Here is a 24741-nt window from a genome sequence, read left to right as displayed (position 1 = left end):
GATCGTCATGACGACGGGAAACAAAAAACCCCCGCACAAGCGAGGGCTTTTCGATGCATTCCAACCGACAACTGGCTTAACGCCAGATTTGCCACCAGGACTTCTTGTCGGCCGGGTTGTTGTCGATGCGACGGCCGACCGTGAGGTAGCCGCTGTTCGGGTAGGTCTTTTCCATCACGCGGCGGGCATCGTCACGCAGTTCGGTCATGCCGAGTTTGTCGTACGACTTGATCATGATGCCGAGGGCATCTTCCAGTGCCGGAGCCTGATCGTAGTCCTTCAGAGCAGTCTGCGCGCGGTTCACGGCGGCGAGGTACGCGCCACGGCGATAGTAGTACTCGGCGGCGTGCACTTCGTGGGCGGCCATCGCGTTCACAGCGTAACGCATGCGCAGGGCAGCATCGTTCGCGTACTTGCTCGTCGGGTAATGCTCGACCAGGTACTTGAAGCTGTCATACGCGGCGCGCAGCGCCTTCGGATCGCGTTCGCTCAGATCCTGACCCGAGAAACGGCCGAACAGACCGAGGTCGTCGTTGAAGTTGATCAGGCCTTTGAGGTAATAGGCGTAATCGATCGACGGGCTGTCCGGATGCAGACGAATGAAGCGGTCGACGGCCGTGAGCGCCTGAGCGGGCTCGTTGTCCTTGTAATAGGAGTAGGCCGTGTTGATCTGGGCCTGTTGAGCATGCGGGCCGAACGGGTCGCGCCCTTCGAGCAACTCGTAATACTTGGCGGCTTTTGTATAGTCGCCGCCGTCGAAGCTGTCCTTGGCTTCCGAGTATAATTTGTTCGTCGACCAGCTGGCCGTTTCGTCGACCTTCTCCGGCAGAATGCCACAGGCGGCCATGCTGCCGACCACAATCGCGGCCAGCGTCAGATGTTTGACAAGTTTCAGGGCTTGCATGCTCGTTGGCTTCACTTCTCGATGACCCGTTCAATAGTGCCGGATTATAGCGTAACCGCCTCATTTGCCACGGAAAATGCGGAGGATTCGTCGGACGACGATTTCGACTCGCTTCCGGGGGCTTTCCCAGACTCCATCGATAGCGCCGTTACAGACGCTACTTCTTCGACTTCCGCTTCACCTGACACTGCGTCTTGCGCCGCGCCGCTCGTCGCGACATTGCCCTACGCGCTCGCTGGCGAGCGCCTCGACAAAGCGTTGGCGCAATGTTTCCCGGAATATTCCCGCAGTCGTCTTCAGGCCTGGGTCGAAGACGGCCGCGTCACGCTCGACGGCGAACCCGCCAAAGTCCGCCAAAAAGTGGCGGGCGGCGAAGCGGTGGTCATTACCCCCGCAGCGCTCCCCGAGCAACTGGCGTTCGCGCCGGAACCGTTGCCGCTCGACGCCGTCTATGAGGACGCGACGCTCGCCGTTTTCAATAAGCCCGCTGGCCTCGTCGTTCATCCGGCGGCAGGCAACTGGTCCGGTACGTTGCTCAACGGCCTGCTGCATCGTTACGGACAGGCGGCCGCCGATCTGCCGCGTGCGGGCATCGTCCACCGGCTGGACAAGGAGACGTCCGGCCTGATGGTGGTCGCGCGCACGCTGGTCGCCCAGACCGATCTGGTGCGTCAGTTGCAGGCGCGCTCCGTCAAACGGCATTACGCCGCGCTGGTGTGGGGACGGCCGCCGCAGCGCACCGTCGTGGACGCCCCGATCGGCCGCGATCCGCGCGAACGCACGCGCATGGCGGTTGTGCAGGGGCAGGGCGGCAAACCGGCGCGCACCCGGGTGGTAACGGTCGCCAGTGCAGAATGGGAAGGATCCCCGATTTCGCTGGTGCTTTGTTCGCTGGATACGGGGCGAACGCACCAGATTCGCGTCCATCTTTCCCATCTTGGGCATTCGCTGCTGGGTGATCCGCTCTATAAGCCGCGTCACAAGCGTCCGGCGCTGCCTGGCGGCTTTGCGCGGCAGGCGCTGCACGCGTGGCGCCTGGGGCTGATCCATCCCGAGGACGATGCCGCCATGCACTGGCAAGCGCCGCTGCCGGACGATATGCGTGAACTCATGCGCGCGCTCGGCCTCGAATTCGACTTCACAACGCTCCCCGATTCGCTCGATGACTTCTTCCCTGCCTGAGCAAGACAGCAAGTTGGATACCGCACAAAACACGATGCCTGCGGACTGGATCGTCCCCGACTGGCCAGCCCCGGCGAATGTTCGTGCCGTGTTTACGACGCGTGCGGGCGGCGTCAGCCAAGGCCCGCAGGCCACGTTCAACCTCGGCTACAAGGCGGATGACGATCCCGACGCCGTGCGTACGAATCGTGCCTTGCTGGCGGCGAGAGCGGGCGTGCCGTCGGCGTGGGTCGCGCAGGTTCACGGTCCGCGTGTGGTCGATGCGCAGGCAGCGTTCGATGCCGTAAGCGCGGGCGAGCCGCTTCAGGCGGACGCCAGCGCGACCGACGCCATCGGACTCGCGAGCACGATCATGGTGGCGGACTGCCTGCCGGTACTGCTATGCGACGCGCAAGGGCGCGCAGTGGCAGCTGCACACGCGGGCTGGCGCGGGCTTTGCGCCGGTGTTATCGAGCAGACGGTACAGGCGCTGCGGGCGCGGTTGCCGAAATCCGGGACGAACGACGACACGCAGGTCATCGCATGGCTCGGCCCGTGCATCGGACCGACGGCGTTCGAAGTGGGGCCGGAGGTGCGGGAAGCCTTCCTCGACGCGGCTACGCCGCAGGAGTGGGACGCAACGTCAGTCGCGTTCGTCCCCCACGGCGATCCTGACGCTGGCAAATCGCTGGCGGATCTGTGTGCGCTGGCACGCTTGCGGCTCGCGCGCGAGGGCGTGACGAGCGTTTCCGGCGGAACGTGGTGCACCGTCGGCGATTCGGCGCGCTTCTATTCTTATCGCCGCGATCGGACGACGGGGCGCATGGCAGCACTGGTCTGGCGCGTTAGCTGAGACGGTTATTCTGCGTCATCGGGTCGCAGCGCGCGTGTGCGCCGCGCGCGGCTTCCCGCGATGTACAGGATGAGGAGCGCAGGCCCGATACCGCCGAACAGGAAGATGGCGATGCCCAGCCACGCAGACGGTGCGGTGATGGCGACCATGCCAATGACGTAAAGCCAGCCGAGAAGAACAATGATCATCGGGACAAGTCGGGGCAAACGCGCATTCAAAAATGGGTGGGGCGACGGGACAATGCACTCAGGACGTTCGCCGCAAAGATTGACACGCCTGCGCGCGCACGCAAGAATGCTTCACAGGCGGGGCGCATCGCTCATAAAGTGAAGCACGCCGCCGCGTTTCGGGCGCCGGCCCTGAACGCAACGGACGTGACACTCAGGCTACCATGAATCGCGCCAGTGCCAACTTCGATCCGGCCTCGTTTGCCGCCTCGTTTGCCCAGCAGTTTCCCTCCGCTTCGCTCTCCGCTCAGGACATGTCGCAGTGGTTCAAGGCCGCCCAACAACTGTTCGGCGCGTTGCCGGGATCTGCTGGCCCGTCACCTTTCGCTGCCAATGGTGCAGCGGCTGCCGCGAACCCGTTCGCGGGGCTTTTCGAACTTTTCGGTAAATCAGGCGCTATGCCGCAGCCGACGTCGCTGCACGTCGATCCTGCGCGACTGAACGAGCTTCAGTCTGAATACGCCCGTGAATTCGCCGAACTCGTCGCCGGTTTCAATCAACCCGGTCTCGATACGGCGCCTGCACTCGGCGATCGTCGCTTTGCCGGAGAGGGTTGGCGCAATCCGTTCTACGCGTTGCCCGCCGCGCTCTATCTACTCAACGGCCGCTTCCTGATGCGTATGGCCGACCTGGTCGATGCCGATGCGAAGACGCGCGAGCGGATTCGCTTTGCCGTCGAACAATGGGTCGCCGCAAGTTCGCCCGCGAACTTCATCGCCACGAACCCGGATGCACAGCAGCGCCTCGTGCAGACGCATGGCGATAGCCTGCTGGCGGGCATGCAGCATCTGCTCGTCGACATGGGCAAGGGCAAGGTGTCGCAGACCGACGAGGCGGCCTTCGAAGTCGGACGCAATGTCGCGACGACCGAAGGTGCCGTGGTCTTCGAGAACGACCTGATTCAGCTCATTCAGTACAAGGCGCTCACGCCGACGGTGCACCAGCGGCCGTTGCTGATCGTGCCGCCTTGCATCAACAAGTTCTATATCCTCGATCTGCAGCCCGAGAATTCGCTCGTGCGTTATGCCGTCGAGCAGGGGCACACGGTGTTCGTCGTGTCGTGGCGCAACCCCGATGCATCGCTCGCCCACAAGACCTGGGACGACTACGTTGGCGAAGGCCCGATTGCGGCCATCGACGTGGTGCGCGACATCAGCGGCCAGTCGCAGATCAACGCGCTCGGCTTCTGCGTGGGCGGCACGTTGCTGGCCGCAGCACTCGCTGTGCTCGCCGCCAAGGGGCAGACGGGGCGCAAGTCGCCGGTCGCGAGCGTGACCTTGCTCACGACGCTGCTGGACTTTTCCGATACCGGCGTGCTCGACGTCTTCGTCGACGAGCCGCATGTCCAGTTCCGCGAACAGACGATCGGTGGCGGTCTCGGCCAGCCGCCGGGGTTGATGCGCGGCGTCGAACTCGCCAACACATTCTCGTTCCTGCGTCCGAACGATCTGGTCTGGAATTACGTCGTCGACAGCTATCTGAAAGGCAATGCGCCGCAGCCGTTCGACCTGCTTTACTGGAATGGCGACGGCACGAATCTGCCGGGGCCGATGTTCTGCTGGTATCTGCGTCACCTTTATTTGCAGAACGAACTGAAACAACCCGGTGTGATCCAGACCTGCGGCGTGCCCGTGGATCTGGGCGCCATCGAGGCACCGGCGTACGTGTTCGGCTCACGCGAAGATCACATCGTGCCTTGGACGTCGGCGTTCCGCTCGTTGCCGTTGCTCGGTGGCGAACGTCGCTTCGTGCTGGGCGCGTCTGGTCACATCGCGGGTGTCGTCAATCCGCCGGTGAAGAAGAAACGCAGCTATTGGCGCAACGACGACGTGGGTGTCGATGCGAGCGACTGGCTGGCCGGGGCCACCGAGCACCCGGGAAGCTGGTGGACCGATTGGAGCGATTGGCTCGCGGGCTACGCCGGCAAACGCGTCAAAGCGCAAAATGCGTATGGTAATGTTGCTTATGCACCCATTGAACCGGCGCCCGGGCGTTATGTGAAGGCAAAGGCGTGAAGGCAAAAGCGTGAAGGCGAAAGCCTGAGCGCACGGGCATCCCCCCTGGTTCGAACCCATTGAAAAAGAGGAATGAGACATGTCGGATATCGTGATTGTGTCGGCTGCCCGTACGGCAGTCGGTAAGTTTGGCGGCTCGCTGGCCAAGGTGGCCGCGCCGGATCTGGGGGCGATCGTGATCGACGAAGTCCTCAAGCGCGCAAAGCTCAAGGGCGAGGACATCAGCGAAGTCATCATGGGGCAGGTGCTGACCGCTGGCTCGGGCCAGAACGTGGCACGTCAGGCGTCGATCAAGGCCGGCCTGCCGGCGATGGTCCCCGCCATGACCATCAACAAGGTGTGCGGCTCGGGCCTTAAGGCCGTGATGCTCGCCGCCAACGCGATCACCGCCGGTGAAGCCGATATCGTTGTGGCAGGCGGTCAGGAAAACATGAGCGCCGCACCGCACGTGCTGCCGGGTTCGCGCGACGGATTCCGCATGGGCGACGCGAAGCTGATCGATACGATGATCGTCGACGGCCTGTGGGACGTGTACAACCAGTACCACATGGGGATCACGGCCGAGAACGTGGCCAAGGAATACGGCATCACGCGCGAAATGCAGGATGCTTTCGCCGCAGCCTCGCAGAACAAGGCGGAAGCCGCGCAAAAGGCTGGCCGTTTCGACGCCGAAATCGTGCCGGTCTCGATCCCGCAGCGCAAGGGCGATCCGGTCGTCTTCAACACCGATGAGTTCGTGCGTCACGGCGTGACGGCGGAGTCGCTGGCCGGTCTGAAGCCCGCCTTCTCGAAGGACGGCACGGTGACGGCCGCCAACGCGTCGGGTATCAACGACGGCGCGGCTGCGGTGGTCGTGATGTCGGCCAAGCGTGCCGAGCAACTGGGCCTCACGCCGCTCGCGCGCATCGTCGCGTACGCGAACGCGGGCGTCGATCCGTCGGTCATGGGCATCGGCCCGGTGCCCGCATCGCAGCGCTGCCTCGCCCGTGCGGGCTGGAAGGCGAGCGATCTCGATCTGATGGAAATCAACGAAGCCTTCGCTGCTCAGGCGCTGGCAGTGAACAAGCAGATGGGCTGGGACACGTCGAAGATCAACGTGAACGGCGGCGCTATCGCCATCGGTCACCCGATCGGTGCGTCGGGTTGCCGTATTCTCGTCACGCTGTTGCACGAAATGGCGCGCCGCGATGCTCGTCGCGGTCTGGCCTCGCTGTGCATCGGCGGTGGCATGGGTGTGGCGCTGGCGGTGGAGCGCGTCTGACGTTTCAAGGTTGACGCACGCAAGCGTTAGTCTTACGAACCGCAGAAGAATCGGTGTCGCCCGTGTGTGCAATGCGCACGGGTTCGCACCGAGGTAGTCAGGAGACGAAAGGCACGCGTGGGAACGCGCGGCCTGCGCGTCGGTCAATTGGCAGTCGCAACAGGCGGCAAGTTTGCCGTTATTTTGGGGGAAGCGTTCCATGACTCAACGCATTGCATATGTGACAGGCGGGATGGGCGGTATCGGTACGTCTATTTGCCAGCGGCTGTACAAAGATGGCTTCAAGGTGGTGGCCGGTTGCGGTCCGAATTCGCCGCGCCGCGTGAAGTGGCTGGAAGATCAGAAGGCGTTGGGTTTCGATTTCGTCGCCTCGGAAGGCAACGTCGGCGATTGGGAGTCCACGAAGGCGGCGTTCGACAAGGTCAAGTCGGAGGTCGGTGAAGTGGACGTGCTGGTGAACAACGCCGGCATCACGCGTGACACGGTGTTCCGCAAGATGACCCGTGAAGACTGGGACGCCGTGATCGACACCAACCTCACGAGCCTGTTCAACGTCACGAAGCAGGTGATCGAGGGGATGTGCGAGCGCGGCTGGGGTCGCATCATCAACATCTCGTCGGTGAACGGTCAGAAGGGCCAGTTCGGTCAGACGAACTACGCGACGGCGAAGGCCGGTATTCACGGCTTCACGATGTCGCTGGCGCAGGAAGTGGCGACCAAGGGCGTGACGGTCAATACCGTGTCGCCGGGCTACATCGGCACGGACATGGTGCGCTCGATCCGTCAGGACGTGCTCGACAAGATCGTGGCGACGATTCCGGTCAAGCGTCTGGGTGAACCGGGCGAGATCGGTTCGATCGTGGCGTGGCTGGCTTCGGACGATTCGGGCTTTTCGACGGGCGCAGACTTCTCGCTCAACGGCGGCCTGCACATGGGCTAAGCGGTGACGGGGCGCATGGCCTCTGCGGGCCGCAGCAGGTACAGCGTCTCGAATCGGGTTAGGGCTTTGCCGCATAGCAGCAAACGCCCTAGAATCGATAATATGTGATTAACCCCGACCGCCGGTCGGGGTAGTCCTTCAAAAAACGCAGGAAACCCACCGCATGACCGCGAGCAAGAAGACTGACGAACGCCTGATCAAAAAGTATCCGAACCGGCGTCTGTACGATACCCAAACCAGTACGTACATCACCCTTGCCGATGTGAAGCAACTGGTGCTCGAGACCGAGGAGTTCAAGGTTGTCGACGCCAAGACGGGCGAGGACCTGACCCGCAGCATCCTGCTGCAGATCATTCTGGAAGAAGAGACCGGCGGTGTGCCGATGTTCTCGAGCGCCATGCTGGCCCAGATCATCCGCTTCTACGGCCACGCGCTGCAGGGGATGATGGGCACATACCTCGAGAAGAATATCCAGACTTTCATCGAGATTCAGAGCAAGCTGGCCGATCAGTCGAAGGGCATCTACGAAGGTGCGAGCTTCAACCCTGACGTCTGGGCGCAATTCATGAACATGCAGGCGCCGATGATGCAGGGCATGATGACCAACTACATCGAACAGTCGAAGAACCTGTTTGTGCAGATGCAGGAGCAGATGCAGAGCCAGGCGAAGAACATGTTCAGCACGTTCCCCTTCCCCGGTGCACCGGGCGCGCCGGGTACTCCGGACCGGGACCCGAACAAGAAGCCCTGAACGAGGCTTTTTGACGGCGGACATCGGCTTGCAACGCTCGATAGCGGCCGATGCCCGCGAGCGCGGCAGTGCGGCGTGGGGCGCACACTGCCGACGATTTGACCCGATCGGCCGCGCTGTGGCGCAATAGTTGGAACGAACCGCAGACGATCAGGGTAAAATGCGCGGTTATTCAGCCGGTTACGTCGCATCAGGCGTAGAACACGCGTAACGCCAGAGGCGTCGCGTACCGGTCGACCGTTACAAGCATCTACTACATCAGGATTTCGCCCCATGTCCCGCCCATCGCCCGCCGGCACCCCCAAAGTCGGCTTCGTTTCGCTCGGCTGCCCCAAGGCTTTGGTTGACTCCGAGCAGATCCTGACCCAGCTCCGTGCCGAAGGCTACGACATTGCCGGCACCTATGACGGCGCCGACCTCGTCGTGGTCAACACCTGTGGCTTCATCGACGACGCCGTGCAGGAAAGTCTCGACGCCATCGGCGAAGCGCTGGCCGAAAACGGCAAGGTGATCGTCACCGGCTGTCTGGGCGCCAAGAAGGACGCCGCCGGTCAGGACATCGTGAGCGCCGTGCACCCGAAGGTGCTCGCCGTCACCGGCCCGCACGCCGTGGGCGAAGTGATGAGCGCGGTGCACACGTACCTGCCCAAGCCGCACGATCCGTTCACCGATCTCGTCCCGCCGGCTGGCATCAAGCTCACGCCGCGTCACTACGCGTATCTGAAGATTTCCGAAGGCTGCAACCATCGCTGCACGTTCTGCATCATCCCGTCGATGCGTGGCGATCTCGATTCGCGTCCGGTCGCGGAAGTGATGCTCGAAGCGGAAAATCTGTTCAAGGCAGGCGTCAAGGAACTGCTGGTGATCTCGCAGGACACCAGTGCATATGGCGTCGACGTGAAGTACCGCACCGGGTTCTGGGCGGGTCGTCCGCTCAAGACGCGCATGACCGAACTGGTGACGGCGCTGGGCGAACTGGCCAAGCAATACGGCGCGTGGGTGCGTCTGCACTACGTCTACCCGTATCCGCACGTCGACGAGATCATTCCGCTGATGGCCGAAGGCCACATCCTCCCGTATCTCGACGTGCCGCTGCAACACGCGCACCCGGACGTGCTCAAGCGCATGAAGCGTCCGGCCTCGGGTGAGAAGAATCTGGAGCGCATTCAGGCCTGGCGCAAGATGTGCCCGGATCTGACGATCCGCAGCACGTTCATCGCCGGTTTCCCGGGCGAGACCGAAGCCGAATTCGAATACATGCTGGACTTCCTGCGCGAAGCCGAACTCGACCGCGTGGGCTGCTTTGCCTATTCGCCGGTCGAAGGCGCGCGCGCCAACGAACTGCCGGGCGCATTGCCGGACGAAGTGCGCGAAGAGCGTCGTGCGCGCTTCATGGAAGTGGCCGAGGAGATTTCGGCCGAGCGTCAGCAGCGCAAGATCGGCAAGACGCTTCAGGTGATCGTCGACGAAATCAATCAGGACGGCGGCATCGCCCGCTCGGCTGCCGACGCACCGGAAATCGACGGACTCGTGTATATCGAGCCGACGGCCAAGGCCGCGAAGCGCCTCAAGGTCGGTGAGTTCGTCAACGTCGAAGTCACCGGTGCCGACGGCCACGATCTGTGGGGCGAGGTGGTCTGATGACGCAACAGGATTCCCAGTCGAAGCAAGCGATGCAAACGCCGCAAACGCCGCAAACGCCGCAAGTGCTCGCGATGGGCGAAGCGATGGTCGAATTCAACCAGTCGCCCGACGACGCCCGTCGCTATCTGCAAGGTTTCGGCGGCGATACGTCCAACTTTGCCATTGCCGCGCGCCGTCAGGGCGTGAGCACGGGGTTCGTGAGCGCCGTGGGCGACGACCTCTTCGGGCGCATGCTGCTCGATCTGTGGCGCGATGAGCAGGTGGACACGCGCTACGTACGCGTGGACGGCCAGTCGCCGACCGGCGTCTATTTCGTGTCGCACGACGAGAACGGTCACCACTTCGACTATCTGCGCGCGGGTTCCGCCGCGAGCCGCTATCGCGCGCAGGATCTACCGGGCGAGGCATTGGCGGGCGCACAGTTTCTGCATCTGTCGGGCATCAGCCTGGCGATCAGTGTGAACGCCTGCGACGCTGCCTTCGACGCCATGTCGAAGATTCGCGCCGCGGGTGGCAAAGTGTCGTTCGATACGAATCTGCGTCTCCAGCTGTGGCCGCTCGCCCGCGCGCGCGCCACGATGCGTGAAGCGTTCAGCCTGACCGACGTTTGCCTGCCGAGCTGGGACGACGTCACGGCGGTGACCGGTCTGGAAGACCGCGACGCGATTCTCGACGAACTGCTCTCCCACGGTGTGAAGGTCGTGGCGCTCAAGCTTGGGCGTGAGGGGTGCTACGTCGCCACCCCGCAAGAGCGTCGCATCGTCGCACCGTACCCGGTGCAGGCCATCGACGCCACCGGCGCGGGCGATTGCTTCGGCGGCGCTTTCGTCGCACGTCTGGCGCTGGGCGACGATCCGTTCGCCGCCGCCCGTTACGCCAATGTCTGCGCGGCACTCTCGACGACCGGATACGGCGCGGTTGCGCCGGTGCCGAGCGCCGAGCAGGTACTGAAGCAACTGGCGAGCTAAATCGCAAATCCATTGAAGGGCGGGGCAGCGCGGTGCAAGCGCTGTCATCGAAGTTTCCCTCCAATGCGCCTGCCATCGCGGTAACCCCTACGGCGCTATACTCGTTGCAAACCTATATCCACCCGGAGAAGAGACATGCAACGAGAGGTCGTGATCGTCAGCGGTGTACGTACCGCGATTGGTGATTTTGGCGGCAGCCTGAAGGATTTCGCGCCGACGCAGCTCGGCGCCATCGTCGCCCGCGAGGCTATGGCCCGTGCGCAGGTCGGCGGTGAAGACGTCGGACACGTCGTGTTCGGCAACGTCATCCACACAGAACCCAAAGACATGTATCTGGCACGCGTGGCTTCCATTGAAGCCGGCGTGAGCCAGCACGCGCCCGCCATGACCGTGAACCGTCTGTGCGGCTCCGGCCTGCAAGCGGTGGTCTCGGCGGCACAATCGATCCTGCTCGGCGACACCGATGTGGCGATGGCGGGCGGCGCGGAGAGCATGAGCCGTGCGCCGTACGTGATGCCCGGCGCACGCTGGGGCACGCGCATGGGCGAGTCGCGTCTCGTCGACATGATGCTGGGTGCGTTGCACGATCCGTTCGCGAACATCCACATGGGGGTGACGGCGGAGAACATCGCGAAGAAGTGGGGTATTACACGCGACGATCAGGACCGTCTCGCGGTGGAATCGCATCAGCGCGCTGCACGTGCCATGGCGGCGGGCTACTTCAACGATCAGATCGTGCCGATCACGCTGAAATCGAAGAAGGGCGACGTGGCCTTCACGACCGACGAGCACGTGCGTGCGGACGTCACGATGGCCGACATGGCGAAGCTGCGCCCCGTGTTCGAGAAGGACGGCACTGTCACCGCTGGCAACGCGTCCGGTCTGAACGATGCGGCCGCCGCGCTCATTCTGATGGAACGCGCCGAGGCCGAGCGACGTGGTGCGAAGCCGCTCGCGCGTCTGGTGAGCTACGCACACGCAGGTGTCGATCCGAACTACATGGGTATCGGCCCGGTGCCAGCGTCGCGCAAAGCGCTGGAGCGTGCCGGTCTGAAGGTCGACGACATCGACGTGGTGGAAGCCAACGAAGCCTTCGCAGCGCAGGCTTGCGCGGTCACGCGCGATCTCGGTTTCGATCCGGCCAAGGTGAACCCGAACGGTTCCGGCATTTCGCTGGGCCACCCGATCGGCGCGACGGGGGCGCTCATTACCGTCAAGGCACTGCACGAGTTGCAGCGCATCGGCGGTCGGTACGCGCTGGTGACCATGTGCATCGGCGGCGGTCAGGGCATTGCGGCCGTGTTCGAGCGCGTGTAAGTTACTCCCGGGGGCCGGCATTGTTGCCGGCCCAAGCCTTTCCGGAGCCGTGATGACGCAAGACAACCGCAAGCCCCTCGACAAGCCCGAAGCCAACGGCTGGCACTGGCAAACCAATATTCTGCACACCGACACACAACTGCCCGCCGGTTTCACGGCCATGCCGGTGCCGGTGGCACGTGCGTCGACGGTGGTCTTTCCCGATCTGGCGGCCATGCGCTCGCTCGACTGGAAGAACGACAGCCAGTGGCGCTACGGTCTGCACGCCACGCCTACGTCGATGGAGCTGATGCGACGTCTCGCAGCGCTCGAAGGCGGCAAGCACTGCCTGCTGTTCCCGTCGGGGCTGTCCGCTATTTCGAATGTGTACTTCGGGCTTATCAAGAGCGGCGACGACGTGCTGATTCCCGACAACGCTTACGGTCCGAATCGCGACCACGGCGACTGGCTGGCGCAGGCGTGGGGGATCACGGTGCGTTACTACGATCCGATGATCGGCGAGGGCATTGGCGAACTGATTCAGCCGAATACCAAGTTGATCTGGCTGGAAGCGCCGGGTTCGGTCACGATGGAAGTCCCGGACATTCCCGCCATCGCACGCGTGGCGCGTGAGCGCGGCGTGCTCACGGCCATCGACAATACCTACTCGGCAGGGCTGGCGTTCCGTCCGTTCGACCACGGGGTCGATATCTCGGTGCAGGCGCTGACCAAGTATCAGTCGGGCGGTAGCGATATTCTGATGGGCGGCGTGGTGACCGTCGACGACGACATTCACCATCGTCTGAAGCAAGCGCGTATGCGTTTGGGCGTCGGGGTGTCGGCTGACGATTGCAGTCTCGTACTGCGAAGTCTCGGCAACCTGCAATTACGTTTCGAAGCGCACGACCGGTCCGCCATGACGCTGGCCACGTGGCTGGGCACGCGTCACGAGATCGCCGCCGTGCTGCATCCCGCATTCGAAGACTGCCCGGGCTATCAGAATTTCCGTCGCGACTTTACGGGCGCAGGGGGCTTGTTCTCGGTGGTGTTCGACGAGCGCTATTCGCAAGCGCAGATCGACGCCTTCATCGAAGAACTGCGTCTGTTCAAGATCGGTTTCAGCTGGGGCGGGGCCCACAGTCTGGCGCTGCCGTATCGCGTGCCGTCCATGCGTACCGCAACGCCGTGGCCGCACAAGGGCGGTCTGGTGCGCTTCTATGTGGGATTGGAAGACGTGCGCGATCTGCAAGCCGATATCGAGGCGAGTCTGAAGGCGCACCTCGTCGCCTGATCGCGAACGACGACGGGACGCAAAGGGAGACGCGAAACGGTGCCGTAGCCAGTGGGCGGTGAGCGATGTTCGCAAGCCGCCCCCGCGCAAATGGGGGATGCTCGCCGTTTCTTATCAACTGGCAAGATGCGGGCGATACGGCATACATGCGTGTGCCCATCCCGCTGCACCCCGATGACGACTCCCTCACTGCTATCCATTCACTATCCGGTCCTCTTCACGGAGTCATCGTGCGAGCCGCTGAAATCCCAAACGCCTTGCAGATCCGACATTCCGGACGGCGTGCGCGAATCACGGACGCTCGACGACATCCTTGGTCCGGCGTCTGAGCGCCGTTCACACGGGGAAGGCGATGCTGGGGCGGTATTCGATGATCCTCAGAACCCCGGATTTGTCATCAAGGTCTCGCATGCCGAGACGGCCGACGTAGGCGCTGAGCTGGCAGCTGTGCAGTGGAGCGCGGAGAAGTGGGAGCGGTTTTACGGCCACGGCAGCGCGGAACCGTTCGTCACTGCGGATAACCGTGTTTGCGTGCGGCTGAACAAGGTTCCGGGCAGTCCCATGCGCACGATCTGGCCATCCGAGTACGGCACGTCCAAGCACGACATCATGCTGTCTCTGGACTTGCTGCAAGGGCGGCTCATCGATGTCGGCCTTCGGCACGCTGATATTTCCACTAGCAACGTGCATTTCGACCCGGAAACGAACTGCTTCTGGCCGACCGATTTCGACACTGCGTCGACGTTTACATCCTCTGCGATGGCGCCGGATGCGGCGTCGCCCGGCCCGCTGGCGTCTGACCATGCAACGTTTTCATCGCTGCGCAAGCGCGTAGCTGCGCTCATGGACAGTCATGCCCCGGAGGTTGTCGAAAGGTACGCTGTGCTTTCCGAACTCATTGGTCCGGACGCGAATGTCAACCACGAATGGCGATGCGGACAGATCTTTTCCGATCCGGAAGACGATAGGCGTGTGTACAAGCCACTGTTCGCGTTCGAGTTTGGCAATTTCGCGCCAGGCGTCGAAACAGGACCGAAGGAATTGGCTCGGGCCGTCAACGAGAAGCGCATGTTCGAGCACTACTACGGCAAGGGTTCCGCAGATTTGATTCGCACGAGAAACGGCTACTACTTGCTGCACATGAAACGGGTGCCGGGCGTGACGTTCGAGGCATCGGCACCGGCGCCGGAGGGCTATCAGGCCGCTTATCGGGAGATGCGTTACAAGTTGCTCGCCGCAGGCATCGAGCATCCAGGCCTGCGACCCGAGCACTTGTGCTTCGATGCCGCGACCAAGACGCTTTATCCGGTGAGTTTCGCGTCATGCCGCCTGATCGGCTGACGCGTTCGTTCTTGCGCTCAGTCGTTGCGGAACAGTGACAGCAGACCGTCGAGTCCTGCATGGTTGAAGGCCACCGAGGCCTTCTCCCGCACCACCGGCTTCGCCCGGAACGCCACCGATAGTCCGGCAATCGCCATCATCTGAAGATCGTTCGATCCGTCCCCCATCACGATCGCCTGTGCAGGCGTAGCGCCGAACTGCGCCGCCACTTGGGCGACGGTGCGCGCCTTGACCTCTGCATTGACGATTTCCCCCAGCACGCGGCCGGTGAGCTTGCCGTCGACGATTTCCAGCGTATTGGCGCGGGTGACGTCGAGATTCAGACGTGGCTTCAGACGATCCGTGAAGAACGTGAAGCCACCCGAGACCAGCAGCGTGCGAATGCCCAGCGCCTGAACGTCACGTAGCATCGATTCGGCACCCGGGGAAAGTTGCAAACGCTCCTCGTAGACTTTTTCAAGCGCACTGGCGTCAAGTCCTTTCAGCAGCGCCACGCGTCGCGTCAGGCTTTCGTTGAAGTCCTTGATCTCACCGCGCATGGCGGCTTCGGTGATGGCCGAGACTTCCGCCTTCAGCCCGCAGTAGTCCGCAATTTCGTCGATGCACTCAATCGTGATGAGTGTCGAATCCATATCCATCGCAACGAGCTTGAAGTCTGTCAGTCGTCGCTGGCTGTCGACGATCGCGACGTCCACGCCGTATTGCTGCGCGAGCGCGTCGATCGCGCTTCTGAGGGCTGGCGTATCGGTGACGTCCCGAACACGTGCAACGCCTTGTGCCATATCGAGAGCGCTGTGTGGCGCCAACGCCTGAATCGCCGCTTGCGGCACGGGCAGAGATGCGTCTGCCGGTTGCGTTGCTGCGCCCGAGCCGGGGTTAGCGGCCGTGTGGGGTCCCAATATGACGAGGTCGTGAGCCATCTGAAATGGAAAGTAATCGATTGCGCAAATGTCGCGTGGAAATCGCCCGGTCTTGGGGCGTCGCGTGCGAAAGGAACCGCATTTTACCGTGTTGCGACACCGGGAGCCGCATTTCCCAATGCGTCGATGTTGGGCGAAAAGTGAACGCAGCGGCGCAGCCCCCGGCAGGAGTATCGGAGCGCAAAGCGCTGCTAACGATCATCCTCCGAAGGAGAGAGTACCCCGATGCTTCCATCGCCATTGCGTTTCGAACCGACCAGCTACGTGGCCACCTCGTCCAATGTGTCGCCACCTGACGACGGGTTGCAGCGGGCGTCGTCCAGTCAGACGCTTACGCACGAGACATCGGCCGGATCGGCCGTCGACGAATCGCCGCAAGCGGCGCCCATCGAAGCGGTGCTTCCCGAGGCGCTGGCTGGGCAGGACTCGCGAGCCCGTGTCGTATGCGGTCTGGTGCTGCGTGCGCCCTCGCACTGGGGACCGGTGTCCTCCGTCATGGCCTTTGCGCTGCTGGATCGGCGCGACGACCTGCACGACGCTGCCCGGCAACGCGGACTGGCCCGGTTGGCCGGAATGATGGGCGAGGCGGGCTTCGTGCTGCATGAGGGGGAAGTCGGGCAAGTGGGCGGCATGCGAGCGCTACTGTATGAAGACGGACGTTTTGGCATCCGTGTGCACCGGGAGACGCGATGGGCTACCGGCGATCTGCCGTGCGATGGCCTTTGGCACGCGGTGCTGGCAGCGGTTGTCGCGACAGAGGTGGAGGACATCGATCCGTCGTTACTGTCGACACTGCCCGGGTTGTTGGCACGTCTGGTGGCGGAGGACCCCGGCTTCGCCGTCACGGTGTGGCAGTCGCACCTTGCTGGCGACTCACCGGCGTTTACGCCGGACGCCACCGCAACCCTCGGCGACGTAGCGTGGCGGTGCGGTTCATGGATGGCGGTTGCTGCGGGCGCTGCGACAGGGCTTACGTATGGCTTTGCATCAGACGTATTGCATTCGTCTGCGGTGACGTCGGGCGACGACGCGTCGCCGCCTTCCACCGGACTGATCGAGGCTGAGGCCTCGGGATGCCGGGGAGGGAATGGGATGTTGGGGGCCGTTGTGCCGCTGGCCGGTGCGCTCGCGTGTGGCGCACTGGAACTGGTGGCGGCGGCGCGACTGTATGCCGCCGTTCCGTCGGAGCGCGCGGCAGTAGCCTTGCATCGCGCACAGCATCTGTCTGCCTACGCGCTCTTACTGCCGTCGTTGACGGCGGACGAGTTGCGATTCCTGATGTCCACACTCGGCGAGAAGTTCGCCGAGGTAGATGTCTTCGACGTTGTCGCGACGGTGCAATTTCGTCTCAGGGAAAGACCGACGCCGATGACACCGACCGGCGTGATTTCGCGCATCAAGTGGCAAAAACTGGTTCGCAAGGCGCGGCAACGTGAGCAAAGTCAGTTTCACTTCGAAGCACCCGGCTGGGTACAAGCGCTGGAGTCCGCGTTGCAACTGGCGCAAGGAGCGAACTTGCTGTCGCCGTTCGGAAACGTGGTTCAGGAGGCTCACGCCCAGCGCCGTCGGGCGCAATGGTATGCCGAATGCGATGCATGGGATGCGCAGGCGCTTGCGAACGCGCCGCGTCGCTTGCCAGCCTTTGCGGGCGAGCCGCCACCTGTTGCGACACGCCCCGGGGGCAATCGGTCGTCGCATGTCGTAGAAGGCGCAACAGGCGCAACAAGCGCGACAGGGCGTGGCGGCCCGGATTCGACGCATTGGCTCGTGACGGCAGCTTCGCAAGCCGCTATGGCTTCGTTGAGTCCGAGTGCATGGCGTCGCCGGTGGTTGCCGGTCACCGGTGTGCTGAGCCTTGGCGCGGTCACCGGCACATTCATATGGAACCGCTTTCGCTCGGGGGGGGACCTTCCCGAGTCGAGATCCGTCGATACCGACGCGCCGCACAGGGTGCCGCGCGACCTCCGGCCCTTCCACCACCTTGCCCCGCAGCGGGAGGGGATCGAGCTGGCGCAGACCGCGGAACCCGATACGCTGGAAGACATGCTGAATCTGGTCGACGCGACCAACGCTATCGAAGCGTCCGCCAATGTGATGGAAAGGCATCGCAGCCAGGCGAAGACGGTCATCGAAAAGCAAATGGAAGCGGTGCTGCGCAAGCTGGAAAAGGGGGGGAAGGGGGGAAAGGGGGCGGCCGCCCTGGGGTATCACACGGCATTGCCGTGGAGTGCCGAAGTCGATGTGACCTACGTCACGGCCGGACGCTCGCCGGACACGCGAGGATTCACCTTTTCATTTACCGAAGAATACGAGACCAAACGTGTCACGGTCCGCGACGTTGCGATAGGCAGACACTATTCGGACGAGTACGAAATTACCGGCGGCTACAGGCGCGTTGCATCCTTGCGTGTTCTCGATGACGCAGCCCTTCCTTTGCTGATGGCCGTGAACCGGGACGACTTCCGAACAGAATTGCAGAAGCGGGACGAACGGCAACTCAGTGCACTGGAAGCGTCGGGCGAACTGATGAGCGAGTACGCACGATATGTGCAAGAGGTATTCACAGGCGTGCTGTTTAACGCGACGTCGTTCGATTGGGAGCGCCAGTTGCCCCCTGGCAGCCGGGCAGGGAGCTCCATGCTGGCGCCACATCCGCAGACCGTCGGAACACGTACGCGCGTCAGAGTCGGTCAGGGGCCGGTGCGGCTGATTTCGTTCGACGGTGAAATACTGGCGGACTTGCTTTCCGTGCAACAGCCGGACGGCAATGCGGTGCTGCTGATTTCGATCAAACACGCGACGTACTTCTGGTGGTGGCCAGGTGTCGAGGCGACGCTGGAGTTCCAGGAGTTCATCAGCCTGCACATGTCGCCGATTGACTTGCAGCGATTGGAGAGTCCGTTACGCCGGAGTCGCATGAGGTATCAGATCGACCCGGGGTCCACGAAGAGCCATTGGGCATGTGCGCCTTCCAATCGGGAGATCGGCGAAGCGGCGACGACGCCATCGCCTCGGGGACCATTCGACGCACTGTATGACGAAGTCTCGCTCAAGCCCTATTTCAGGTTCGAGACATGTCCGTCTCTGCACCATGCCCTTTGGACTGCAAAAGTGCGTCGGGCGCATAGTGATCGCGATCTGGTGATTGTCACGCAAAAGGTGCGCGACGAACGCCGCCTGAACAGCGTTCAGCATATTGTGCTCAATTACGTGAAGCTGTTGGGGCCCGCCATGATCGCGGCCTTCAAGAGCAAGGGACGTGTCGCCAGCGCCATCATGACGCTCGCGTTCGAAGTGGGGCCGCACCTTACCACCTACGCGTTGCTCGCCGAACGAGCGAAGTCGGCGGATCTCGAAGAGCTCAAACGCATTCATCGCGAGATGTCGGTGTCTTACGCGGTGGCCATGATGCTGCGCGCGCTGAATTCCCCGACGCTCGACGCCGTCGCTGACACGATCATCGGGGATCGGGAATCGACCCGCGTCGCATCGGCACATCTCAGGAGCTTCATGGAGGCGTGGCCACTGGTGAGCGAACAGCGCAAACAGTTTGCTGACGACGTGCGCGCCATCGTCAAGTCGGAGCGTCGTGAAGGCGCCCTCAACCGGCAGCCGGCGTGGACCATATTCACTGGTATCAAGGCCTATCGGAATCTGCTCACCGACGGTGCGCAAACAGAACCGATGACGGCTAACGAGCAGCACGTCGACAGGTTCCTTGGGGCCGGGCGAAGGCAGGTCATGACGCAACGTGAGCTGATGCGATTACCCGAAGGCTACTGCGTCGCGCTGACGTATCCCGACGGCACCATGTTCTTTGCGGCAGTGACGAGTGGATCGGGCAAGCTGTTGGGCGCCGCTACCGACGACATTGTCGGCACTATCTTGCGACGCACGGAATTGCCGGTGTTTCGTATGGAACGCGTTTCGCACGATCTCATCGCCTTTCTCGACGACGGTCACGTCATGTGCGGCTCCATCAAAGCGCTCCTGTACGTCGAGCCCTTGGGCGACCGCGTGCCGCCCTGGCGTCAACCCGAGCAAAGTGCGAATGGCATCTGGCCGAGAGTGCCGACGCTTCCAACGTCTTCCACGTCGACGCCTGCGCCGCCTGCGCCGCCTGCGCCGCCTGAGCTCGCGTCGAATCGCGCCGCCGAGACCGGCTCGGGGTTACGGTCCTCTGCCGGTCGTTCGAAGCGCGCGCTCGACCAGTGGGGGAAGTTCGTGGATGCCTGGTATGCGCGAGCCGGACGTCTCGTACCCGGCGGGACCTTGACGGGGACGCCAGCGAACAGGGTTTCATTGCCGCTTGCTGTCGCCTCGGTGAACCCGATGAGCCCGACACCTTCGACACCCTCGACACCCTCGACACCTGTAAGCCTCGTCTCATCGAGTGTCGGTGCGCCGACGCCGTCCCCTGCGGCGATGGTGGCCTATTGGAACGCGCCGACGTTCAGACGCGCGTTCGGAGAGGTCGTTTCGCGCGTCACACGCGGACTGCTGCTCTGGCATTTGCAGGCGTCGCCCGTTGCCCAATCGGCGCCGACGGCGCAACACCGATTGATATTGCGCGCGCTACAAGATGACGTGACGTTCCGTCCGATCACCGTGAACACCGTGCGGATACCGGGAGTCGTCGGATCGATCGGCGACGAGGGCTGCTTACTCCTCTCGTTGACGACTTGCGAAGCGATAATCGTGAGTGGAGATGGGGAAGGCGGGGGCACATCGACGCCGCGCGTTCCGGCAGACGCGAGCGAGCCGCTGCGAAGATTCATCGGGAAGCACGTGACTGACGACGTCACCGAGCGCATGCGTGGTCAGGCGATGAGCGTCGCGCTTGATGGTGTGCAGACGAGCGATGCGCACGCGGACAATCGCGACGCTCGCCGGATCATCGACGATCTTCGCGATCGGGTCGAGCGGGCCACGCAACACGGACACACGGTGGACGGTGGAATTCTTAGGCTGACGACGCATGCCGTGCGCGTATTGCCGGGTGCCGACGCCGAGGCATTCACCGCTGGTATTCGGAGCGTGACCCGCGAGGTGCCCCACAGGGCGTCGGATGTCGTCTACCTCAACGAGCCGGTCGACGGGCCACAGATCGCCCCGAGCGTCGAACTGGCGTATGACCTCGGGACGGCGATCAGAGAGTTTGCGGATGACGTGTTCCCGCGAACAACGTCTGATGAAAGTCTTGCCGACGCGATCGTGTTTGCAACCAGGTTCGTCGATCCGGTGCAACAGTGTCGCATCCTGACGAGGGTGAGCAACGACGTTGCGAACCTGATCGAGTCAGGGATGGGAGATACCGAATTCGTGACGGCGATGCTTGCCGCCGGACGCGGTTTGGGCGATGGAAAGTTCGGCGCAGCTTTCGCCAGCATGTGGGAACAGGTTCCCGGGCAAATCGGCGCTTGCGGGCGACAGACGACGGTGCCGCAACTCGTGAAACTGAGCGGTACGCGTTTGCTGCAACAGGTGCCCCGGGGCCACCGCATTCTCGCGCGACTGGCTTCTGCCGACGACGACCCTCAAGGGGGGTACGACGATATGTTGAGTCTGGGCGAGGGGCGTGTTGCCGTGGCAACTCATGCGGGAACCGATCTTGCGCCGCGCTTCAATCTGACGTCGTTCGATCTGACGCGCGTCGATGGCGATATTGTCTGGTCCGACGACGTCGGTGCCTGGCGTCGCGATGGCAAGCTCTTCGACTTCTGGATACAGAGCGACACCCCGGGCGTCTTCGCCGAGCCGATCCGGCAAGCACTCGAGACTGGGAGCCTGAACCCTGCCGTGTTGAGGAGCGCGCTGCTCGCGCATTCGAGCCTGACGACGTTGCAAGCCGAGCGTGCTGGGACGAGTGGGTGGGTGTTGGGCGATACGACGACGAGCATGCTCGAAGCGTCGACCGAGATATTTGCCGGGTATGGGTTCAGGGACATTCGCTATCGCCTGATTTTGGCCTGGTCCGAACCCGATCAGTTCAAGCCTGCGGTCTCGTTTGCCTTGGTCGGCACGGGCGTAGGGGAGACGTTCAGGTCGTGGGTGACGAGTGGTTACGTCGATCGTGTCGTGGCCGATCTCCTGCCGAGGCGGACTTTGGGAAATGCGCCGCGGCTCACCGGCGATATCTGCGTTGCGAGCGAGGTGGATTGGGCTTACCTCTATGGAGACAGCGCGACGCCGTGCATCAAGTACGTCGATTTCAACTCGGCCGACGCCGCAGTCACTGCAGCGCGCACCTACACCGCTCTGCCCGGCATGTTGCCCGGCGACTTCATACCGGAGGGCACGTTGATTCGTGTGCCTCTCTGGTCGAGTGTTTCGCCGTGAGCGCCTTGAGAGTGGGCGGTACGTCGCAGCGGATGAGACGTCAGTCGGCGACTCGTCGCGCCCGGCTTGGCGGCAGCGCGTCGAACTTGTGCCACACGCGTCGCAGGTGACGACTCGATCCGAATCCCGCCCGTTGCGCAATGTGTTCGAGATCGAGATGACTGTTGCCGAGCATCTCGCGGGCGAGCGCGATGCGCAAACGATGCAGGTAGTCGATGGGCGCGACGCCCGCGTGTTCGCGAAACAGACGCGTCACGTGTCGCTCGCTGGTGCAGGCGATGTCTGCCATCGCGGCAAGGGTCCAGTCGTGTGCGGGGTCTGCCGCAACGGCATCCTGCACGCGATGCAGGGCGGGGTGCAGATGGTTGCGGCCTTCGAGCCACGGCGACAACTGGGGATCGGCACCGGCGCGTCGCGCGTACACGACCATTTGCCGGGCGACGGCTGCTGCGCAGAGCGGGGTGGTCGCATCGGCGATGAGGGTGAGCATCAGGTCGAGACCGGCGGTGACGCCCGCACTCGTCCAGACGTTGCCGTCACGTACATAGAGCCGGTTGTCCGCGACGCGTGCGCCCGGTGCCAGTGAGCGCAGTTCGTCGCAACTGCCGTGGTGCGTTGTGCAGGCGAGCATGTCGAGCAATCCCGCGCGTGCCGCGAGCAGCGAGCCTGTGCAGATACATGCCAATTGATGCGTCGGGCGGACGATCCGACGAAGCCATTCGACGGCTTGCGCTTCGGCGTCCGATGTCGGGATTGAAGTGTCGTCCGACGGCACCGGGAGCGGCTTCTCCACGGTGCCGGTGACAACCAGCCATGCGTTGTCCGGCACCGAAGCGGGCAGCACGTCGAGCGGCGAGAGGCGCAGGCCGATCGACGTTGCCACTGTCGGCTGCGTGCCGACGTAATGGAGTTCGAACCGAATCTCGTCCTGTTGATGGTTCGCGATGCGCAAGGCTTCGGCCGGCGCGGCGATATCGAGCAGCAGCGCATTCGGCATCGCGAGAAGATACACGGGTTGAAGTCTTGGCATTGCGACCACCGGTTAGGACGGATTCAGACGGAGAAGCCCAAACGTTACACCGCCGCGAGCGCCTCCTCAACCGTCACGATCCGCGCGAAGCGGTCGACGAGCACCGTCTCCGTGCGCTCCTTGAGTTCTTCGACCGACAGTTCGCGACCGGTGCGCGGGTGCTGCATCGGGAACGTGAGCGTGGCTTCGGTGACGAAGTCGACGGCGTAACCGGCGTCGGAGGCGGCACGCGTCGTCGTCTCGCAGCACTGCTCGGTGCGAATCCCGGAAACGATCAGGCGGGTGATGCCATGATCGACGAGCCATGCGCCGAGCGTGGAACCGGCCAACGCGCTGTGCTTGACCTTGTCCACCGTAAAGTCCGGCGTAATGCGCAGTTCTTCAAGCGTACGCACGAAGCCGGAATCGCGGGAAAACGCACCGGAGCCAATGTGGAAGACCTGCACCACAGGCACGCCACGCGCCACGGCGCCATCGACGAGCGCTTGCTGACGGGCGAAGTATTCGGCGAGGTCGTCTTCGCGCCAGTAGGGGCGGGTGCGGAACGATTCCTGAGCATCGATGACGAGCAGGGCAGTGCGCGACGTTTGCTGGGCTTGCGACATGATGGCGACTCCATTACGTGGGTGACGATGGAGCCATCTTACGTGTCTCCCATCCGTTCCAATAGACCCGGCGACGACCAGAATCGGACGGATTCAGACATTGGGATTCACTTCATGCCAGCGTTTTTCTACAAGCCCCTCGCGTCTGACTCGCGTCTTAAATCGTAGCGCGTACGCCGACGTTCCCCGCTTGCGCTCGGTGATAGAGCGCAGCGGCCAGTGCAACGTCCTGCGCGCCCATGCCGAGCGACTTGAAGAGCGTGACGGATTCGGCGTCGGTGCGTCCCGCGTGCGTACCGATGACCAGCTCACCGAGCTCGGCAAGCAGGTCGTCGGGCCCGATGCGGCCTTCGGCAGCGGCGGCCAGATAGTCACCCGATTCGTTGATCGTCGATTCGCGACGGTCGACGAAGAGTTGCGCACGCGCCATGAGCGACGTGTCGGCCTCGCGATGGCGCGGGGTGCTGCTGCCCACCAGATTGACGTGGGCGCCCGGTGCGATCCATTCCGCTTGCAGCACCGGATCGGTCGAGTTCGTCACCGTTACCACGATGTCGGCGTCGCGCACGGCCGCCTCGACACTCTGCGCCGCTTCAAGGCGAAAGCCGTAATTCGGCTGTTCCTTGTCGACGAACGCCTGAGCTGAGGCGAGCGAGCGGCTTGCCACACGCACATGTTGCAGCGGGCGCGCGGCGGCAAGCGCGGCAAGATGCCAGTGCGCCTGATGGCCAGCGCCGATCAGGGCGAGACGGGAAGCGTCATGTCGGGCGAGCAGACGCGTCGCCAGTCCCGTGACTGCGGCGGTGCGAATGCCTGTGATCTCGGCGGCGTTCATGACAGCGAGCAGTTCGCCCGTCTCGCCGCTCATTAGCAGCACGCACCCCTGGTGAGGATCCTTGCCATGCGAACTGTTCCCCGGGAAAAAGGTGCCCACCTTCGCGCCGTAGACCGATGTGCCGGACACCGTTGCGCTTAGAAACGCGGGCATCATGCCCAGCAAGCCCTTTGCGCCGAGCGTCTCGGGAGGCCGGACGATCTGGCGCAACGGCAGGTGAATCTGCTCGCGCGCGAGCGCGCCGAACATATCGGACATGACGGGGATCGCATCGGCCACCGGCATGAGCGCGGCAATTTGCGCCGCGTCGAGCAGGAGAACGGGCGGCGAGGAAACAGTCGCGGACATTGGGAATCCTTG

18 protein-coding genes are annotated in these 24741 nt (G+C 63.3%); 12 read left to right on the top strand and 6 right to left on the bottom strand.

Going from position 1 to position 24741, the window contains the following annotated elements; all coding sequences use genetic code 11:
* Window positions 1–76: 76 nt before the first annotated feature.
* Window positions 77–904, bottom strand: coding sequence for an outer membrane protein assembly factor BamD (locus PCO31010_RS03580; RefSeq protein ID WP_150663000.1), 828 nt, complete (start codon window positions 902–904; stop codon window positions 77–79).
* A gap of 21 nt (window positions 905–925) precedes the next feature.
* On the opposite strand from PCO31010_RS03580, the gene PCO31010_RS03575 reads away from it, so the two are divergent.
* Both PCO31010_RS03575 and pgeF read left to right on the top strand, forming a co-directional pair.
* Window positions 926–2086 carry an RluA family pseudouridine synthase gene (locus PCO31010_RS03575; protein WP_174984278.1) on the top strand — a complete coding sequence of 387 codons (1161 nt, stop codon included), beginning with the start codon at window positions 926–928 and terminating at the stop codon, window positions 2084–2086.
* Entirely contained in the window at window positions 2067–2918 is an 852-nt protein-coding gene (gene pgeF, locus PCO31010_RS03570; protein WP_425494995.1) for a peptidoglycan editing factor PgeF, read from the top strand. Before PCO31010_RS03575 ends, pgeF begins: the two co-directional genes overlap by 20 nt.
* Window positions 2919–2923: 5 nt before the next feature.
* On the opposite strand, the gene PCO31010_RS03565 is transcribed toward pgeF, so the two are convergent.
* A complete protein-coding gene (locus PCO31010_RS03565) occupies window positions 2924–3106 on the bottom strand; it encodes a hypothetical protein (protein ID WP_150574486.1) in 183 nt (60 codons plus the stop codon).
* Between the two features lie 203 nt (window positions 3107–3309).
* Between PCO31010_RS03565 and phaC the strand changes: the two genes are divergently transcribed.
* The 9 genes from phaC to PCO31010_RS03520 all read left to right on the top strand — a co-directional run bounded on the left by phaC (window position 3310) and on the right by PCO31010_RS03520 (window position 14652).
* Window positions 3310–5160 (top strand): class I poly(R)-hydroxyalkanoic acid synthase, encoded by a 1851-nt coding sequence (gene phaC, locus PCO31010_RS03560; RefSeq protein ID WP_373275313.1) that lies wholly within the window; start codon window positions 3310–3312, stop codon window positions 5158–5160.
* 79 nt (window positions 5161–5239) lie between these two features.
* Window positions 5240–6421: an acetyl-CoA C-acetyltransferase gene (locus tag PCO31010_RS03555; RefSeq protein WP_046292248.1), complete on the top strand. Its 1182-nt coding sequence runs from the start codon at window positions 5240–5242 to the stop codon at window positions 6419–6421.
* A 199-nt stretch (window positions 6422–6620) separates the two neighbouring features.
* The gene (locus PCO31010_RS03550) at window positions 6621–7361 is read left to right on the top strand and encodes a 3-ketoacyl-ACP reductase (RefSeq protein WP_039397856.1); all 741 of its coding nucleotides are present in this window, start codon (window positions 6621–6623) and stop codon (window positions 7359–7361) included.
* 163 nt (window positions 7362–7524) lie between these two features.
* Window positions 7525–8112: a polyhydroxyalkanoate synthesis repressor PhaR gene (gene phaR, locus PCO31010_RS03545; RefSeq protein WP_150662999.1), complete on the top strand. Its 588-nt coding sequence runs from the start codon at window positions 7525–7527 to the stop codon at window positions 8110–8112.
* A gap of 273 nt (window positions 8113–8385) precedes the next feature.
* Window positions 8386–9753, top strand: coding sequence for a 30S ribosomal protein S12 methylthiotransferase RimO (gene rimO / locus PCO31010_RS03540; protein WP_150662998.1), 1368 nt, complete (start codon window positions 8386–8388; stop codon window positions 9751–9753).
* 32 nt (window positions 9754–9785) lie between these two features.
* Complete coding sequence (locus PCO31010_RS03535) at window positions 9786–10724, top strand: sugar kinase (RefSeq protein WP_150663492.1); 939 nt, start codon at window positions 9786–9788, stop codon at window positions 10722–10724.
* Window positions 10725–10859: 135 nt separating this feature from the next.
* Complete coding sequence (bktB, locus tag PCO31010_RS03530; protein WP_150662997.1) at window positions 10860–12041, top strand: beta-ketothiolase BktB; 1182 nt, start codon at window positions 10860–10862, stop codon at window positions 12039–12041.
* Between the two features lie 52 nt (window positions 12042–12093).
* The gene (locus tag PCO31010_RS03525) at window positions 12094–13311 is read left to right on the top strand and encodes a cystathionine beta-lyase (RefSeq protein ID WP_150662996.1); all 1218 of its coding nucleotides are present in this window, start codon (window positions 12094–12096) and stop codon (window positions 13309–13311) included.
* 90 nt (window positions 13312–13401) lie between these two features.
* Complete coding sequence (locus PCO31010_RS03520) at window positions 13402–14652, top strand: OspG family effector kinase (RefSeq protein ID WP_150662995.1); 1251 nt, start codon at window positions 13402–13404, stop codon at window positions 14650–14652.
* Between the two features lie 17 nt (window positions 14653–14669).
* Here PCO31010_RS03520 and serB read toward each other — a convergent pair whose 3' ends face one another.
* Window positions 14670–15434, bottom strand: a complete 765-nt coding sequence (gene serB, locus PCO31010_RS03515; protein WP_150663491.1) for a phosphoserine phosphatase SerB — start codon at window positions 15432–15434, stop codon at window positions 14670–14672.
* A 363-nt stretch (window positions 15435–15797) separates the two neighbouring features.
* Here serB and PCO31010_RS03510 point away from each other — a divergent pair, with 363 nt between their 5' ends.
* Complete coding sequence (locus PCO31010_RS03510; RefSeq protein ID WP_150662994.1) at window positions 15798–21911, top strand: hypothetical protein; 6114 nt, start codon at window positions 15798–15800, stop codon at window positions 21909–21911.
* Between the two features lie 40 nt (window positions 21912–21951).
* On the opposite strand, the gene PCO31010_RS03505 is transcribed toward PCO31010_RS03510, so the two are convergent.
* The 3 genes from PCO31010_RS03505 to PCO31010_RS03495 all read right to left on the bottom strand — a co-directional run bounded on the left by PCO31010_RS03505 (window position 21952) and on the right by PCO31010_RS03495 (window position 24729).
* On the bottom strand, window positions 21952–22941 hold the full coding sequence (locus PCO31010_RS03505; RefSeq protein WP_150662993.1) for a GlxA family transcriptional regulator: 990 nt from the start codon (window positions 22939–22941) through the stop codon (window positions 21952–21954).
* Between the two features lie 44 nt (window positions 22942–22985).
* On the bottom strand, window positions 22986–23546 hold the full coding sequence (locus PCO31010_RS03500) for a cysteine hydrolase family protein (RefSeq protein WP_150662992.1): 561 nt from the start codon (window positions 23544–23546) through the stop codon (window positions 22986–22988).
* Window positions 23547–23703: 157 nt separating this feature from the next.
* The gene (locus PCO31010_RS03495) at window positions 23704–24729 is read right to left on the bottom strand and encodes an ornithine cyclodeaminase family protein (protein WP_150662991.1); all 1026 of its coding nucleotides are present in this window, start codon (window positions 24727–24729) and stop codon (window positions 23704–23706) included.
* Between the last annotated feature and the right edge of the window lie 12 nt (window positions 24730–24741).

The organism is Pandoraea commovens (assembly GCF_902459615.1).
Taxonomy (GTDB): Bacteria; Pseudomonadota; Gammaproteobacteria; order Burkholderiales; family Burkholderiaceae; genus Pandoraea; species Pandoraea commovens.
Note: the sequence above shows the minus strand (reverse complement) of the source record. Positions and strands in the feature narration are given on the sequence as shown.

Coding starts and splice junctions, on each gene's coding strand:
- PCO31010_RS03580 (WP_150663000.1), bottom strand. CDS start 904: ATGCAAGCCCTGAAACTTGTCAAACATCTGACGCTGGCCGCGATTGTG.
- PCO31010_RS03575 (WP_174984278.1), top strand. CDS start 926: ATGACCCGTTCAATAGTGCCGGATTATAGCGTAACCGCCTCATTTGCC.
- pgeF (WP_425494995.1), top strand. CDS start 2,067: ATGACTTCTTCCCTGCCTGAGCAAGACAGCAAGTTGGATACCGCACAA.
- PCO31010_RS03565 (WP_150574486.1), bottom strand. CDS start 3,106: ATGATCATTGTTCTTCTCGGCTGGCTTTACGTCATTGGCATGGTCGCC.
- phaC (WP_373275313.1), top strand. CDS start 3,310: ATGAATCGCGCCAGTGCCAACTTCGATCCGGCCTCGTTTGCCGCCTCG.
- PCO31010_RS03555 (WP_046292248.1), top strand. CDS start 5,240: ATGTCGGATATCGTGATTGTGTCGGCTGCCCGTACGGCAGTCGGTAAG.
- PCO31010_RS03550 (WP_039397856.1), top strand. CDS start 6,621: ATGACTCAACGCATTGCATATGTGACAGGCGGGATGGGCGGTATCGGT.
- phaR (WP_150662999.1), top strand. CDS start 7,525: ATGACCGCGAGCAAGAAGACTGACGAACGCCTGATCAAAAAGTATCCG.
- rimO (WP_150662998.1), top strand. CDS start 8,386: ATGTCCCGCCCATCGCCCGCCGGCACCCCCAAAGTCGGCTTCGTTTCG.
- PCO31010_RS03535 (WP_150663492.1), top strand. CDS start 9,786: ATGCAAACGCCGCAAACGCCGCAAACGCCGCAAGTGCTCGCGATGGGC.
- bktB (WP_150662997.1), top strand. CDS start 10,860: ATGCAACGAGAGGTCGTGATCGTCAGCGGTGTACGTACCGCGATTGGT.
- PCO31010_RS03525 (WP_150662996.1), top strand. CDS start 12,094: ATGACGCAAGACAACCGCAAGCCCCTCGACAAGCCCGAAGCCAACGGC.
- PCO31010_RS03520 (WP_150662995.1), top strand. CDS start 13,402: ATGGGGGATGCTCGCCGTTTCTTATCAACTGGCAAGATGCGGGCGATA.
- serB (WP_150663491.1), bottom strand. CDS start 15,434: ATGGCACAAGGCGTTGCACGTGTTCGGGACGTCACCGATACGCCAGCC.
- PCO31010_RS03510 (WP_150662994.1), top strand. CDS start 15,798: ATGCTTCCATCGCCATTGCGTTTCGAACCGACCAGCTACGTGGCCACC.
- PCO31010_RS03505 (WP_150662993.1), bottom strand. CDS start 22,941: ATGCCAAGACTTCAACCCGTGTATCTTCTCGCGATGCCGAATGCGCTG.
- PCO31010_RS03500 (WP_150662992.1), bottom strand. CDS start 23,546: ATGTCGCAAGCCCAGCAAACGTCGCGCACTGCCCTGCTCGTCATCGAT.
- PCO31010_RS03495 (WP_150662991.1), bottom strand. CDS start 24,729: ATGTCCGCGACTGTTTCCTCGCCGCCCGTTCTCCTGCTCGACGCGGCG.